The 15,077-nt window shown below is 72.5% G+C and carries 12 protein-coding genes; 4 read left to right on the top strand and 8 right to left on the bottom strand.

Features of this window, described 5'->3' with window-relative positions; genetic code table 11:
* Positions 1-26 precede the first annotated feature (26 nt).
* The gene (locus NLX94_RS21055; RefSeq protein ID WP_254384535.1) at positions 27-581 is read left to right on the top strand and encodes a TIGR00730 family Rossman fold protein; all 555 of its coding nucleotides are present in this window, start codon (positions 27-29) and stop codon (positions 579-581) included.
* 51 nt (positions 582-632) lie between these two features.
* On the opposite strand, the gene NLX94_RS21050 is transcribed toward NLX94_RS21055, so the two are convergent.
* Positions 633-848 (bottom strand): hypothetical protein, encoded by a 216-nt coding sequence (locus tag NLX94_RS21050; RefSeq protein ID WP_254384534.1) that lies wholly within the window; start codon positions 846-848, stop codon positions 633-635.
* Between the two features lie 61 nt (positions 849-909).
* Entirely contained in the window at positions 910-1,554 is a 645-nt protein-coding gene (locus tag NLX94_RS21045; RefSeq protein WP_254384533.1) for an ADP-ribosyltransferase, read from the bottom strand.
* A gap of 266 nt (positions 1,555-1,820) precedes the next feature.
* On the opposite strand from NLX94_RS21045, the gene NLX94_RS21040 reads away from it, so the two are divergent.
* Complete coding sequence (locus tag NLX94_RS21040) at positions 1,821-3,257, top strand: cytochrome P450 (RefSeq protein ID WP_254384532.1); 1,437 nt, start codon at positions 1,821-1,823, stop codon at positions 3,255-3,257.
* 18 nt (positions 3,258-3,275) lie between these two features.
* On the opposite strand, the gene NLX94_RS21035 is transcribed toward NLX94_RS21040, so the two are convergent.
* On the bottom strand, positions 3,276-4,730 hold the full coding sequence (locus NLX94_RS21035) for an MFS transporter (protein ID WP_302170192.1): 1,455 nt from the start codon (positions 4,728-4,730) through the stop codon (positions 3,276-3,278).
* A 208-nt stretch (positions 4,731-4,938) separates the two neighbouring features.
* On the opposite strand from NLX94_RS21035, the gene NLX94_RS21030 reads away from it, so the two are divergent.
* Entirely contained in the window at positions 4,939-7,032 is a 2,094-nt protein-coding gene (locus NLX94_RS21030; RefSeq protein WP_254384530.1) for a prolyl oligopeptidase family serine peptidase, read from the top strand.
* Positions 7,033-7,152: 120 nt separating this feature from the next.
* On the opposite strand, the gene NLX94_RS21025 is transcribed toward NLX94_RS21030, so the two are convergent.
* The 5 genes from NLX94_RS21025 to NLX94_RS21005 are packed head-to-tail and all read right to left on the bottom strand — an operon-like array spanning position 7,153 to position 12,971.
* A complete protein-coding gene (locus NLX94_RS21025; RefSeq protein ID WP_302170098.1) occupies positions 7,153-8,178 on the bottom strand; it encodes an ABC transporter ATP-binding protein in 1,026 nt (341 codons plus the stop codon).
* Positions 8,175-9,206: an ABC transporter ATP-binding protein gene (locus NLX94_RS21020; protein WP_254384529.1), complete on the bottom strand. Its 1,032-nt coding sequence runs from the start codon at positions 9,204-9,206 to the stop codon at positions 8,175-8,177. The genes NLX94_RS21025 and NLX94_RS21020 overlap by 4 nt, the downstream gene beginning before the upstream one ends.
* A complete protein-coding gene (locus tag NLX94_RS21015; RefSeq protein WP_254384528.1) occupies positions 9,206-10,192 on the bottom strand; it encodes an ABC transporter permease in 987 nt (328 codons plus the stop codon). Before NLX94_RS21015 ends, NLX94_RS21020 begins: the two co-directional genes overlap by 1 nt.
* Positions 10,189-11,202 (bottom strand): ABC transporter permease, encoded by a 1,014-nt coding sequence (locus NLX94_RS21010; protein ID WP_254384527.1) that lies wholly within the window; start codon positions 11,200-11,202, stop codon positions 10,189-10,191. The genes NLX94_RS21015 and NLX94_RS21010 overlap by 4 nt, the downstream gene beginning before the upstream one ends.
* A 23-nt stretch (positions 11,203-11,225) precedes the next feature.
* Positions 11,226-12,971 carry an ABC transporter substrate-binding protein gene (locus NLX94_RS21005; RefSeq protein ID WP_254384526.1) on the bottom strand — a complete coding sequence of 582 codons (1,746 nt, stop codon included), beginning with the start codon at positions 12,969-12,971 and terminating at the stop codon, positions 11,226-11,228.
* A gap of 197 nt (positions 12,972-13,168) precedes the next feature.
* Here NLX94_RS21005 and NLX94_RS21000 point away from each other — a divergent pair, with 197 nt between their 5' ends.
* Entirely contained in the window at positions 13,169-15,016 is a 1,848-nt protein-coding gene (locus NLX94_RS21000) for an AAA family ATPase (protein ID WP_254384525.1), read from the top strand.
* Positions 15,017-15,077: the final 61 nt, after the last annotated feature.

Here is a 15,077-nt window from a genome sequence, read left to right as displayed (position 1 = left end):
CGGGCTTTGCTCCGTAGGGTTGCGGTATGAACATCTGTGTCTTTCTGTCCGCCGCCGACCTCGACGAGCGGTACACGGGTCCGGCCCGGGAGTTCGCCGAACTCATCGGGAAGGGCGGTCACACGCTGGTGTGGGGCGGTTCCGAGAGCGGCCTGATGAAGGTGGTCGCGGACGGGGTGCAGGCGGCGGGCGGGCGGCTCGTCGGGGTCTCGGTCGGGTTCCTGGCGGGGCGGGCCCGGCAGGACGCCGACGAGATGGTGATCGCCGGCGACCTCGCCGAACGCAAGGCGCTGCTCCTGGCCAAGGCCGACGCGGTGGCGATCCTGGTCGGCGGCACCGGGACGCTGGACGAGGCGACCGAGATCCTGGAGCTCAAGAAGCACGGGAAGACCACGAAGCCGGTGGTGCTCCTCAACACGGCGGGGTTCTACGACGGCCTCGCGGCCCAGTTCCGGCGCATGGAGGAGGAAGGCTTCCTCCCCGTCCCCCTGGCCGACCTGGTCTTCTTCGCCGAGGAGCCCGCCGCGGCCCTCGCCTATCTGGAGGAAGCGGCGGGCGGTAGCGGGAGAGGGATCGGCTGATGACGGTGCGCCCTCCGCGGGAGTGACTGAAGAGGGCCGCCGGTCGCAGCGCTAGGCGGACGCGGCGTCGCCGTAGTCGCCGTTCCAGCCCGTCGGGGCGATGACCTCGTTCGGCCAGCACCCGATGCAGTTGCCCGCACGTGCGGACCGGCCTTCCGGGGACGGGTCCTGGGCGACGGCGGATCCGGTCAGGGGCAGCGAGAACGCCAGGGTGGCGGCGGAGAGGGCCAGCAGGGCGGTGGCCGCCGCGCGCGGGAGCTTGTTCATGTGCCGGATGGTTTCAGGAGCGGCGAGCCGGAGGACAGGGTTCCGGCCCGCCGTCGTGCGCTCAGCCCGGGTAGTTGGTGCGCCAGGGCTCGTAGTACGGGTTGTCCTCGCAGCGGTCCATGATCTCCACCTTCTTGACCGTGTCCACCGGGCAGACCGCCACGATGAACGAGCGGGCGATGCCGCCCGGGAAGGCCACCTCCACCTGGGAGGCGTACTTGTGGGTGTCGCCGATGGTCTGGTTGACGTCCACCCCGCCCGGGGCGTCGATGTAGTAGTTCCAGCCGCTCTTCCAGGACTTGTACAGGTCGTGGTTGTAGGTCGTGGAGACGAACGGGGAGGGCTGGTTGACCAGGACGTAACTCTCGATGTCGTACTGGCCGTTCACGGTGTCCCTGGGCAGGAAGCCCTCCTCGAAGACCACCGACGGCGGGCGGCCGTCCGAGCGGTAGAGCTGCTTGCAGTTGATCCGCCAGGACGGGGAGGGAGTGATGCGCTCCACCTGCACGCGTTCGTCGGCGGCGGCGAAGAGGTGGTCGTGGACCCGGGGACAGGAGTTCGCGGGAGCGGCCGCGCGGAGGGACCCGGCTGCGGCGGCCGGTACGGAGGCGGGTGCGGACGCGGACGCGGAGGCCGGGGGCAGGAGGGCGGCGGCGAGGGCAGTCGCGAGCACGGCGGCGCGACGCCGGAGGGCAGACATGATCATGCGCCCACCCTCGTGCCCTTGCGGGGGCCGCACGGGCATCCTCACTCGATGGTGAGCGTGTCGCCGATCGCGCCGACTGCCTTGATGGAGTGGGGAGTTGATGGAGTAACGATCCTTCGGCGGGCCTCCTCGTGACGTACCCGGGGCGCGCCCCGGGAGCAGCGTCGATATTCGGCCTGATGGCCCGCGGATCCTCGCCCCGGGCGGGCTTCCGCCCTCAGAATCGCCCTGTCGGCACAGTTCGGCACAGTTCTGAGGGCGGAGTCATGGCAGCAGCACGAGCGGTACGAGCAGCACGAACAGCAGCAGGGGCGGGGACCGACGGCCGTACGGAGATCCCCCGGCTGGAGGGCTCCCCGCTGCTCGGGTCGCTCGCCGACCTCACCTCGGACGCCCTCGGCACGTACCTGCGGGCGCAGCGCCTGCACGGCGACGTCGTGCGGATCACGGCCGGTCCGCCGGGGCTGCGGGCCGAGCTGCACTGCGTGTTCTCGCCGGAGGGGGCGCAGCAGGTGCTGGCCTCGCAGGCGGCCAATTTCCGCAAGGACAACGCCATCTACCAGGAGATCCGCGACGCCCTCGGCAACGGGCTGCTCACCAGCCAGGACGAGGACTACCAGCGCCAGCGGCGGCTGGTCCAGCCGCTGTTCACCAAGCGCCGGGTGGACGGGTACGCGGACGCCGTCGCGACCGAGACCGCCGCCACCCTCGCCGCCTGGGAGGCGGCCCCGGGCGGGGTGGTCGACGTCGCGGACGAGATGATGACCCTCGCGCTGCGCGCCGTCGCCCGGATCCTCTTCGGCACCGACGTGGACGCCACGGCCGAGGTCGTCGACCGGTCCTTTCCGGTCATCACGGCTTATGTGATGCGCCGCGGCTACTCCCCCGTCAACATCCCGCGCGACTGGCCCACTCCGGGCAACAGGCGGGCGGCCGCCGCGATGGACGAGCTGTACGCCGTGTGCGACGGGATCATCGCCGAGCGCCGCCGGAACCCGGAAGCGGGTGCGGTGGGCGAGACGGGCGAGCAGGAGGACCAGGACCTGCTGTCGCTGCTCGCCGCCGCGACCAGCGCGGACGACGCGGAGTTCGACGCCACCGAGCTGCGCGACCAGGTCCTGGTCTTCCTGCTCGCCGGGCACGAGACGACCGCCACCTCGCTCGCCTTCTCCCTCCACCTGCCGGCCCGCCATCCCGGGTTCCAGGACCGGGCCCGCGCCGAGATCACCGCGGTCCTGGGTGACCGTACGCCCGTGGCGGCCGACCTCGACCGGCTCCCGTACCTCACCCAGGTGCTCAAGGAGGCCATGCGGCTCTACCCCGCGGCGCCCGCCATCGGCCGCCGCTCGGTCGCCGCGGCCGAGGTGGACGGGCACACCATCCCGGCCGGCGCCGATGTGATCGTGGCGCCCTGGGTGACCCACCGCCACCCCGGCCACTGGCCGGACCCGGAGCGCTTCGACCCCGACCGGTTCACCCCGGAGGCGGAGGCGGCCCGGCCGCGTTACGCCTGGCTGCCCTTCGGCGGCGGCCCGCGCGCCTGCATCGGACAGCACTTCTCCATGCTGGAGTCGGTGATCGCGCTGGCGATGCTGCTGCGGGCCTACGAGTTCGAGGCGGTGGACACCGAGGTCCCCGTCACCGCCGGGATCACCCTGCGCGCCACCGGTCCGGCGCGGGTCAGGATCCGTCCCGCGTCATGAGCCCGCAGGGCCCGCCGGTCACGAAGGGCCCGCCGCCGGTGTGTGGTTGCCCTGGAGGCGGGCGAGGTCCGAGGGCCTCACCTGGATGACGAAGAGTGCGATCAGCGCCGTGACCAGGGTGAACACGGCCGCCGCGACGAAGGCGGCGCTGACGCCCGAGGTGAGGACCTGGTCGCTCCAGGGCTTCGGGTACTGCTTGGTCTTGGCGAAGAAGAGCTTCTGTTCGGGTGTGGCGGTGCGCAGGAAGGAGCCCGCCTGGTCCCTGGCCTCATTGCGGCTGGCCGTGCCGAAGACGGTGACCAGGATGGACAGGCCGAGCGAACCGCCCACCTGCTGCATCGCGTTCAGGAGTCCGGACGCCGCGCCCGATTCCCGGTCGGGGACGTTCGAGAGGGCCATCAGGGTCAGGGACACGAACTGCATGCCCATGCCGGCGCTGAAGAGCAGCATCGGGCCCAGGATGCTGCCCAGGTACGTGGAGTGGATGTCGGTCTGCGTGAGCCAGGCCAGGCCGGCGGCCGAGAGCAGGGAGCCGGTCACCATGAACGGCTTGGGCCCGAACTTCGGCAGCAGCTGGGAGGTCATCCCAGCGGTCACCGCGATCATCGCGCTGACCGGCAGGAAGGCGAGCCCGGCCCGCAGCGGGCTGAAGCCCAGCACGTTCTGCACGAACAGGGTCAGGAAGAAGAACATGCCGAAGATCGCGCAGGCGAAGAAGAGCATGATCGCGTACGTGCCGGCCCGGTTGCGGTCGAGGAACATGTGCAGCGGGGTGATCGGCTGGGGCGAGCGGCGTTCGTTGACGATGAAGAGGGTCAGCAGGACCACGGCCGCCGCGAAGGAGCCGAGCGTCAGCCCGTCCCGCCAGCCTTCCTGGGACGCGCGGATGAATCCGTAGACCAGGGCCACCATGCCGACGGTGGAGAGCAGGGCGCCCGAGAGGTCGAAGTGTCCGGGGTGGCGCCGCGATTCGCGGATCACCTTCGGGGTGACGAGGGCGATCAGCAGGGCGATCGGGACGTTGACGAAGAGCACCCAGCGCCAGTTCAGCCACTCCACGAGCACGCCGCCGGCCAGCAGGCCGATCGCTCCGCCGCCGGCCGAGACGCCGGCGAAGACGCCGAAGGCCCGGTTGCGTTCGGGGCCTTCGCGGAAGGTGGTGGTGATCAGCGCGAGGGCGGTCGGCGAGGCGATGGCGCCGCCGACGCCCTGCAGCGCGCGGGCGGCCATCAACTGGCCCGCGTTCTGGGCGAATCCACCGAGCAGTGAGGCCAGGCCGAAGAGCAGGACGCCGAAGATGAAGACCCGCCGCCGGCCGAGGATGTCACCGGCGCGGCCTCCGAGGAGCAGCAGGCCGCCGAAGGTGAGGGTGTAGGCGTTGACGACCCAGGACAGGCTCTCGGTGGAGAAGTCGAGTGCGGTCTGGATGTGCGGCAGCGCGATGTTCACGATGGTGATGTCGAGAACGACCATGAGCTGGCAGGAAGCGATCACGAACAGGGCGAGTCCGTGACCGCCGCCGTTGCCTCGGACCTTGCCGTCGGTCCCGGTGCTGGTACTGCTCGGCGTAGCGTTCGGGTCCACTTTTTCGACGCTAAACCTGTACCCGGGGTGTCACCACTCGAATGGCCTAGCCTATGTGGCATATACCGTGTGGTATTTCACATGACACACTGACTCCATGGATCGTATGGATGACTTCCTCAGGCTCTCCGCGAGCACCGCCCGGTTCACCTACGGCGCCCCGCGCGCCTTCTCCTTCGGCGACGAAGGCAGGCTCCTCTGGTTCCTCCGCTCCAGCGGCCCCACCGATCCCTTCGACAGCCTCTGGGTGCTGGACACCGCCACCGGCACCGAAACCCGGCTCGCCGACCCCCGCGAGCTCTTCCCCGAACCCGCCCCCCTCCCCGTCGTCGAACGCCGGCTGCGCGAGCGCTCGCGGCTCGTCGCCGCCGGGATCGGCTCCTACGCGCTCTCCGCCGACGGGCGCACCGCGGTGTTCGCGCTCTACGGGCGGCTGTACGAGGTGACTCCCGCGGCGGACTCCGGAGCGCCCGCGCAGCCCAAGGAACTCCCCACCGCCGGGCCCGTCTTCGACCCGCGCCCCAGCCCCGACGCCTCGCGCATCGCCTACGTCGCCGGCGACGCCCTGCACACCGTCCCCGGCGGCCGGATCAGCCCCGACGACGGAGCCCGCTGGGGCGTCGCGGAATTCGCCGCCGCCGAGGAACTCGACCGCCACCGGGGGCACTGGTGGTCCCCCGACGGGGAGCGCCTGCTGGCCGCCCGCGTCGACGAATCCGCCCTCCAGCGGCGCTGGTTCGCCGACCCGGCGCGCCCGGAGCTGCCGGCCGAGGACTTCGCGTATCCCGAGGCGGGCGGCCCCAACGCCGACGTCCGGTTCTGGGTGCTCCGGCCGGGCACGGACGCCGCCGTGCGGCTCGACTGGGACACCGAGACCTACCCCTACGTCTCCGACGCGGAGTGGGACTCCCCCTCCGAGATCCTGCTCACCGTGCGGGACCGGCTCCAGCGCAACGTCCTGCTGCTCTCCGCCGACCCGGACACCGGGCACACCCGGGAGCTGTCGCGCACCACGCACCCCCAGTGGGTGGACACCCTGCTGCCCGGCACCCCGGCGCGGCTCGCCGACGGCCGGATGCTCACCTCGGCCGACACCCCCGGCGGAGCCGCCCGCGCGCTCGCCCTGGACGGCGCGCTGATCACCGGGGACGGGCTCCAGGTCCGCTGCGTGGCCGGCACCCACGGGGGACGGCTGCTGATCGAGGCCGGGCAGCGCGACCCCTCCGAGCAGCAGGTGCTCCTGCTGGACCCGGACACCGGCGACCTGACCCCGCTCGCGGACGGCCCCGGGGTGCACACGGTCCTGGCCTCGGCCGCCGGGGCCCTGCTGCTGGCCTCCGCCGACGCCGACGGCATCCGGCGCCTCCTGCGGACCGCCGACGGGCGGGAGCCCGACGCCCCCGGCGACCTGTCGCAGCCGCTGCCCTACCGGGTGGTCCCGGTCCTGGAGCGGGTCACCGAGCACGCGGTGCCCACCGCCCTCGTACTGCCGCGCGGGCACGTCCCCGGCACCCGGCTGCCCGTCCTGATGGACAGCTACGGCGGCCCCGGCATGCAGGACGTCAGCGCCGAGCCGCGCCGCTGGCAGCACCGGCAGTGGTGGGCCGACCAGGGCTTCGCCGTGGTCACCGTCGACAACCGCGGCACCGCCTACGTCTCGCCGAAGTTCACCCACGCCATGTACCGGGGCTTCTCCGAGGTCACCCTGGAGGACCAGGTCGCCGCCCTGCAGGCGCTCGGGGCGCGCCACGGCGACCTCGACCTGACCCGGGTCGGCATCCGCGGCTGGTCGTACGGCGGCTACCTCTCCGCGATGGCGGTGCTGCGCCGTCCGGACGTCTTCCACGCGGCGGCCGCGGGGGCGGCGCCGACCGACTTCCGGCAGTACGACACGGCGTACACCGAGCGGTACCTCGGTCTGCCCCAGGAGCACCCGGAGGTGTACGAGCGGGACTCGCTCCTGGCGGATGCGCCGAAGCTGACCCGGCCGCTGCTCCTGGTCACGGGGCTGGCCGACGACAACGTCCATCCTTCGCACACCCTGCGGCTGTCCCAGGCCCTGACGGACGCGGGCCGTCCGCACCAGCTGCTCGCGCTGCCGGGCGTCACGCACATGACCCCCGGCGGGGCGCGGGAGAAGATCATGGCGCTGGAGCTGGACTTCTTCCGCAAGGAGCTGGGCCTGGCCTGAGGCGCGGCGGCCCGGCACCCGAGGCGCCGCCGGAAACGAAGCGAGGGCCCCGGAGCGAGATCATCGCTCCGGGGCCCTCCCCGTACCCGGGTTTCCCGCCGGTCCCCCGGGCGTCCGTGGCTACGCCATGTGGCAGGCCACCTCACGGGAGGCGACCGTCCGCAGCAGCGGCCGTTCGGTGCGACAGATCTCCTGCGCCACGGGGCACCTCGGGTGGAAGGTGCAGCCCGGGGGCGGGGCGGCCGGGCTCGGCGGGTCGCCGAGCAGCACGATCCGCTCGCGCCGCCGCTCCGCCGCCGGGTCCGGCAGCGGTACGGCGGACAACAGCGCCCTGGTGTAAGGGTGCTGGGGGTTCTCATAGAGCGACTTCTTGTCGCCCATCTCCACGATCCGGCCGAGGTACATGACCGCGACCCGGTCGCTGACCCGCTTGACGACCGAGAGGTCGTGCGCGATGAACACGTAGGCCAGGCCCAGTTCGGCGCGCAGCCGCTCCATGAGGTTGACGATCTGCGCCTGGACGGAGACGTCGAGCGCCGAGACCGGTTCGTCGGCGACGATCAGCCGGGGGCTGGTGGAGAGCGACCGGGCGATGCCGATGCGCTGCGCCTGGCCGCCGGAGAACTCGTGCGGATAGCGGTCGATGTGCTCCGGGATCAGTCCGACGAGCTCCATCAGTTCGGCGGCCCGGCGGCGGGCGTCCGCCGCGCTCGACCCCTGCACCAGCAGCGGGTCGGAGATGATCCGGGCCACCGTCTGGCGGGGGTTGAGGGAGGAGTGCGGATCCTGGAAGACCATCTGGAGGTTCCGCCGCAGCGGGCGCAGGGCCGACTGGGAGAGCCGGCTGATGTCCCTGCCGTCGAACTCCACGCTTCCGGAGGTCGGTTCCAGCAGCCGGACCAGCATCCGCCCGGTGGTGGACTTGCCGCAGCCCGACTCCCCTACGAGGCCCAGGGTCCGGCCGGCCTCCAGGTCGAAGGAGACTCCGTCGACGGCGCGCACGGGAGCCCCCCGGCGCCCGGTCGCGGTCCGCTTGCCGGGGAAGGCCATCGCGAGGTCGCGGACGCGCAGCAGTGGGGGCGGGGTCTCGCCGCGGGCGGCGGGGACCCGGGCGATGTCCGGTCCGGTCCGGTTCGCGGTGGTCATCGGGTCACCTCCCGGACGGCGCCGGCGAAGTGGCAGGCCGTCTTGCGGCCGGAGTCGCCGTACGGCCTCAGCTCGGGCCGCACCGTGGCGCAGCGGTCGCGTTCCACGTCGCCGCTCGCGGCCGCCACCCCGCACCGCGGAGCGAACGCGCACCCCGGGGCCGGGGCGAGCAGGGAGGGCGGGGAGCCGGGGATGGCCCGCAGCGGCTCGTCGTCGGCGTCGTCCAGCCGGGGCAGGGAGTCGAGGAGCCCCCGGGTGTAGGGGTGCGCCGGATCGGCGAACAGATCGTCCACCGGGGCCTGTTCGGCGGCCCGGCCGCCGTACATGACGAGCACCTCGTGGGCGACGCGGGCGACCACTCCCAGATCGTGGGTGATCATGACGACGCCGAGTCCGCGCTCCTGCTGGAGCCCGGCGATCAGCTCCAGGATCTGCGCCTGCACGGTGACGTCCAGGGCGGTGGTGGGCTCGTCGGCGATGAGCAGGTCGGGTTCGCAGGCCAGCGCCATGGCGATCATCGCGCGCTGGCGCATGCCGCCGGAGAACTGGTGCGGGTACTCCCCCGCCCGGCGGGCGGGTTCGGGGATTCCGACCTCGCCGAGCATGTCGACGGCGCGCCGCTTCGCGGCGGCCCGGCCGGCCCGGAAGTGGACCCGGAAGTGCTCGGCGATCTGCTCCCCGACCGTGTAGTAGGGGTGCAGGCTGGACAGCGGGTCCTGGAAGATCATGGCCATCTTGCGGCCGCGCAGCTTCGAGAGCTCCTTCTCCGACTTGGTGGTCAGCTCCTGCCCGTCGAGGGCGATGGAGCCGCCGATCTCGGCGCCCCGGTGCAGGCCCATGACGGCCAGCGAGGTGACGGACTTGCCCGAGCCGGACTCGCCGACGATGCCGAGCGTGCGGCCGGCCTCGACGGTGAAGCCGAGCGAGTCGACGGCGCGCACGGTGCCGCGCGGGGTGGTGAACGTGACTTGGAGGTCCCGGACTTGGAGCAGCGGGGCCGCGGGAGGTGCGGCTTCGGGAGGAGCCATCAGTACCTCACCCTCGGGTCGATGACGGCGTACAGGAGGTCGACCGCGAGGTTCGCGACGACGATGAAGAAGGCGGCCAGCAGGGTGACTCCGAGCACGACGGGCTGGTCGGAGCTGACCAGGGCCCCGTAGAAGAGCCGCCCGATGCCCGGGAGTCCGAAGATGGACTCGGTGATGACGGCGCCGGCGAGCAGGCCGCCGAGGTCCATGCCGAAGATGGTGAGGATCGGGGTCATCCCGGAGCGCAGTCCGTGCTTGACCACGACGGTGCGTTCGGGCATTCCCTTGGCGCGGGCGGTGCGGATGTGCGGCTCGGCCATCGCCTCGATCATCGAACCGCGGCTCTGGCGGGCGTACATCGCGGCGTAGAGCAGGGCCAGCGCGGTCCAAGGCAGGAGCAGGTTGCTCGCCCAGGCCAGGGGGTTGTCGGTGAAGGCCTGGTAGGCGGGGTAGGGCAGGAGCCCGGCGATGCGGATGACTCCGTAGATGAGCATCACGGAGGTGAAGTACACGGGCAGGGAGGCGGCGGCGACCGCGCCGACCATGAGGGCCTTGTCGGTGGCCGTGTCCTTGCGCAGGGCGGCGGTGACTCCCGCGCCGAGGCCGAGGACGAGCCAGAGGGCGGCGGCGCCGACGGCGAGGGAGGCGGAGACCGGGAGCCGGTCCATGAGCAGGTCCCATACGGGCAGGGAGTTCTCGTAGGAGTAGCCCAGGCAGGGGAAGTCGCACTGGACGGCGTACTGGCCGGTGCCGAGGGTGCGTCCGGTGAAGATCCCGGTGAGGAAGTCGGCGAACTGCCGCCACAGCGGCTGGTCCAGGCCGAGGTAGGCCCGTACGTCGGCCAGCCGCTCGGCGCTGCAGGTCTTGCCGCAGGCGGCCGCGGCCGGGTCGGAGGGGAGCACGTAGAAGATGAGGAAGGTGATGGCGGCGATGGCCAGGAGGACGCCGGCGAGGGCGAGCAGCCGGCGCGCGAGGTAGAGGATCACGTACGGCCGCCCCTCGGGTCGAGGATGTCGCGCAGGGCGTCGCCGAGCAGGGTGAAGGCGAGGACCGCGAGGAAGAGGAAGAGGCTCGGGATGACGAAGTACATGGGGTCGGTCTCGTAGAAGGCCACGGACTCGGCGATCATCTGGCCCCAGGAGGGGGTGGGCGGGCGCACGCCCACGCCGAGGTAGCTGAGCGCGGCCTCGGTGCTGATCATGCCGGGGATGAGCAGGGTGGTGTAGGCGATGACCGGGCCGGAGACCCCCGGGAGGATGTCGCGGGTCAGGATCCGCCAGGAGCTCGCCCCGCCCACGCGGGCGGCGTCCACGTACTCGCGGTGTTTGAGCGAGAGGGTCTGGCCGCGGACGACGCGGGCGACGCCGGGCCAGCCGAAGACGCCGATGACGACGGTCATGAGGACGATGCGGTTGACGTCCTTGGCCACCGACAGCATCGCGATCATGAAGATGAGGGACGGGAAGGACATCGTCAGGTCCATCAGCCGGGACAGGACGGTGTCGGTGCGCCCGCCGAAGTAGCCGGCGGCGATTCCGGCGGCGGTGCCCGTCACGACCACGATGGCGGTGGCGGCGAAGGCGATGAGCAGCGAGACCTGGGCGCCGTGGACGACGCGGGAGAACAGGTCGCGGCCGGTGACGGGTTCTACGCCGAGCCAGTGCTCGGGGCTGATCCCGCCGAAGGAGCCGAGCGGCTGGCCGCCCAGGTAGGGGTCGATGGCGGACTTGTCGAACTCGTCCGGGGACCAGCCGCCCAGCGCGCCCAGCCAGGGGGCGGTGACGGCCATCAGGACGAAGAGCAGGACGACGCAGAGGCTGATGCGGACGGCGGGGCGGCGGCGGAGTTCCCGCCGGGCGAGCTGCCAGGGGCTGCTGCCGGGCGCCGCCGCGGGCTGGACGGTGGCGGCGCCGGGGGCCGATGTCCCGTCCGGAGCCGACGCCGGAGCCGGCGCCGGGGCCGCCCGGCCGTCGGCGCCGGGTGCGGTGGTGGTCATGGTGTCCAGGGCTCCCTGTTCCCTCAGCCCTGGCTCTTCGACGGGTCCTTGAGGCCGATGGTGGCGTAGTCGAGCTGGCCGACCCAGACGGGGTGGCCGAAGGCACCGGCGATGTTGGTGCCGACGAGCAGCGGCTTGCGCTCCAGCAGGACGGGGACGGCCGGGGACTTCTTCATGATCTCGGCATCGAGGTCGATCCAGGCCTGGTTGGCCTCCTTGGCGTCGGCCATGGCGTTGATCTCGTCGATGCGCTTGATCGTCGCCTCGTCCTTGAACTGCGAGTAGTTGCCCGAGTTGCCCTTGGCCTTGATGGTGCGGCCGTCGAAGACGAAGGGGAGGAAGGTGGAGCCGGAGGGGTAGTCGGGGCACCAGCCGGACAGGACGAGGTCGGGGGCGGTGGTGGTGTCGCCGATGACGTCGTAGTAGGCGCCCGGGTCGACGGTGTCGATGACCACCTCGACGCCCGCGCGGGCCAGGCCCTGCTGGATGGCCTCCGCCTTGCCCTTGTCCCCGGTGGAGACGGCCAGGGAGACCTTCAGGGTCTCCTTGCCCGCGGCCTTGAGGAGTTCCTTGGCCTTGGCGGGGTCGCCGGACGGGGCGATCTTCAGGGTGTCGGCCTGCTTGCCGCCGGAGAGGGCCGGCGGCAGGTAGGCGGTGGCGACCTCGTTGAGCGCCGGGCCGCCGCCCGCGGTGACCACGGCCTCCTTGTCCACGGCGTACTGCAGGGCCTCGCGGACCTTCGGGTCGTCGAAGGGGGCGCGGGAGTTGTTCATCTGGAGCATCTCGGTACAGCCCTGGGACTCGGCCAGCAGCCGCGACTTGATCTCCGGCTTGGGCAGCACCTTGGGGGCGCTCTCGGGCCGCATGTCGGACCACTGGACGGAGGAGGCGTCGGCGCCCTCCCCGGCGATGATCCGGTCGTCGATCTGGCCGCCCTTGAGGCCCATCACCACCACGAACTTGTCGGGGTAGGCCTTGCGGACGGTGTCCGTCTTGGGGTCCCAGTGCTCGTTGCGGACCAGAACGAGCTTCTTGTCCCGGTCGTACGACTCGATCTTGTACGGGCCGGAGGAGAACGGGCGGGCGTCGTACTGCGTGCCCTTCTCCTGGGACTCGGGGACCGGGGCGAAGGTGGGGAGGGTGGCGGTCGCGGAGAACTCGGCGACGGGCCGCTTCAGTTCGAAGACGATCGTGCGCTCGTCGGGGGTCTTGACGGAGTCGAGGTGCTTGCCCTGGAGCGGGCCCTTGTAGCTCTCGGCGCCGGCGAGGTACTGGGCCGCGTAGTCGGGGCCGCCGGTGAGGTCGGGGGCCATGGAGCGCTCGACGTTGTACTTGATGTCCTGCGCCTTGATGGGCGAGCCGTCCTCGTACTTCACGCCCTCCTTCAGGGTGAAGGTCCAGGTGCGGCCGCCGTTGGAGGGGGTTCCGAGGTCGGTGGCGAGGTCGGGGACGAGCTCGCTGCCGCCCTTGCCCGGCTCGGCCTTGAAGGTGACCAGGGTGCGGTAGAGGAGGCGGGTGCCGAAGTCCATCGTCGGCATGACCCAGTTGCGGGCCGGGTCGAGGTGGGCGAAGTCCTGGTTGGACAGGACCGTGAGGGTGCCGCCCTTGACGGGGGCGCCGCCGAGGATCTTCCCGTCGTTGGCGGAGGCGGGGTTGGAGGCGCCGGCGCCTGCGGCGGAGCCCTTCTTGGGGTCGGAGCAGCCCGAGGTACCGAGTGCGAGTGCGGCCACCAGGGCGGTGGCGAGGGCGAGTTGGGTGCGCTTGGTCATGGGTCACTCCAGTGAAGGGCCGCGCTCTATGATGTGACCGGTAACATAGTAATGTGAAATTGTACTGACAAGGGTTTGGACCCAGGTTGGATCCACCGTTATCCAGCCGTGTCCAAATCCGGCCGGGCGCGTGGGTGTTGAGGCCGGCCTGGCCGGGCCGACCCGGCGGTGGCGGTGGCGGCGCCTATGCTCCGGCCATGGATCCGATGCGCCAGCCGTCGCCGACCGAAGCATCCGAGATGTCCGGGATATCCGAGTCCCCCAGCCTCCCTCACCTCCCCGGCCCCGCGCACCTGCCCGCGGTCCTGGAAGGACTCGCCCTGAACCCGGCCCTGCCGGAGGAGCTCGCTCTACGGCTCCTCTCGTACGGCGGGGCACCCCTCCGGCTGGCGTGCCGGGAAGGGATCACCCCGAGCGCCGGCTTGTGCGAAGCGCTCCTGGCGCGCGGCGAGGCCGAGGCACTCGCGCACGCCGCATCCCTGCCCCCGGTGTTCGCCGACCGGCTCGCGGCCGATCCGGACCCGCGGGTGCGGGCCGCGCGCGCCAAGGCGGAGGGCGCCGGCGCCGGGCGGCAGGCCCTGTTCGCCGCCGACGCCGAGGCGGACGTACGGATCGCCCTCGCGGGTCGCGCCGATCTTTCGGCCGACGTACTCACCGCGCTGGCGGGAGACCCGGACGCCCGGGTGCGGCGGGCACTCGCCAGGGACGGGGCGGAGCTGTCCGGGGAGGCCCTGCGGTCCCTGCTCACCGACCCCGACCCCCAGGTGCGGGCGGCCGCCTGCAGGTACCGGCCGCCCCGGGACCTGCACGCCGCCCTGCTGGCCGATCCGGCCACGCGCAGGGCCGTCGTGCGCTTCCTCGACCTGGACGCGGACACCGCGGCCGCCCTGGCGGCCGATCCCGACGAGGAGGTACGGGCCGAGGCCGCCGCCCATCCGGACCTGCCGGCGGCGGTACGGGACCTGCTCGCCCGGGATCCCGGGCCCGGCGTACGGGGCAAGCTCTTCGCACGCTCGGACACCCCGCCGGAGCTCCGGGCGGAGATCCACGCGTGGCTGACCGAGGGAGCCCGCCGGGCCGAGGAGGAGTGGGAGACGGCGGAGGAGGAGGACGTGTTCTGCGAGTTCGCCCTCGCCTCCCTGGACATGGAGTCCTACCCGTGGGTGGAAGCCGACCCCTTGCCCTACGCAAGTTCCCCGTACGCGGGCCTGCGCCGCGCGGCGGCCCGCAGCGGGCGGCTGCCGGCCGCGGCGCTGAGGCCGATGCTCGCCGACGAGGACCAGGCGGTCCGCATGATCGCCCTGAGGCGGCTCCTCGATGTGGACCTCGCGATCGCCGAGGACATCGAGCGGCGCCACGGCCCGTCGAAGTTCCGGGACCGGCCCGCGGACCACTTCGCGTTCCCACCCGAAACGCTCAGGCGGTTCGCCGGCGACCCGGAGGCGCGCATGCGCGTACTGGCCCTGCGTGAGCCGGAGTTGACCGCGGTCCTGCTCGACCGGCTGGCGGCGGACGAGGACCGCACCGTGCGGCGGGCGGTCGCCTCGGACCCCCGGCTGTCGCCCGGCACACTGGCGCGCCTGCTGGCCGACTCCGTGGAGTCCGTCGCGGCGACGGCCGCCGCCTCGCCCGCGCTGCCGGTGGAGGCGATGCGCGCGGTGCTCGACCTGGCCGCCCGTGACGAGGCCGCCGAGCGAGGGCGCGCCGTACTGCTGTGCGGACCGTCCGCGCCGGGGAGGGACGCCCGCGCGCGGGACCTCGCACGGCGGGGCTACCTCCGGCTGTCCCTCGACGAGGACGTCCGCGACCGGCTCGGGCGCGAGCCGGTCGAGCAGGGCGCGGACGAGCACGACCGGCTGCGGGCCGAGGTGCAGCGGGAGTTGTGGTGCGAGCTGGAGGAGCTCCTGGCGGACCGGGAACCGGTCGTGGTCGACCACGGCGTCCTGGGCGGGGCCGCGGCGGCGCACTACCGGGCCCTGTTCGAGAGCCACGGCTACCGCTGCGACATCGTCCACGTCGAGGCGGATGCGGCCTCGCAGGGATGAGCCGGGCCGCCCCGGGCCGGGGCCGGGGCCGGGGCCGGGGCCGGGCGCCCCGGGCTCCGAG

The organism is Streptomyces sp. TBY4, assembly GCF_024213195.1.
Lineage (GTDB): Bacteria > Actinomycetota > Actinomycetes > Streptomycetales > Streptomycetaceae > Streptomyces.
This window is presented reverse-complemented; position numbering and strand designations above follow the sequence as displayed.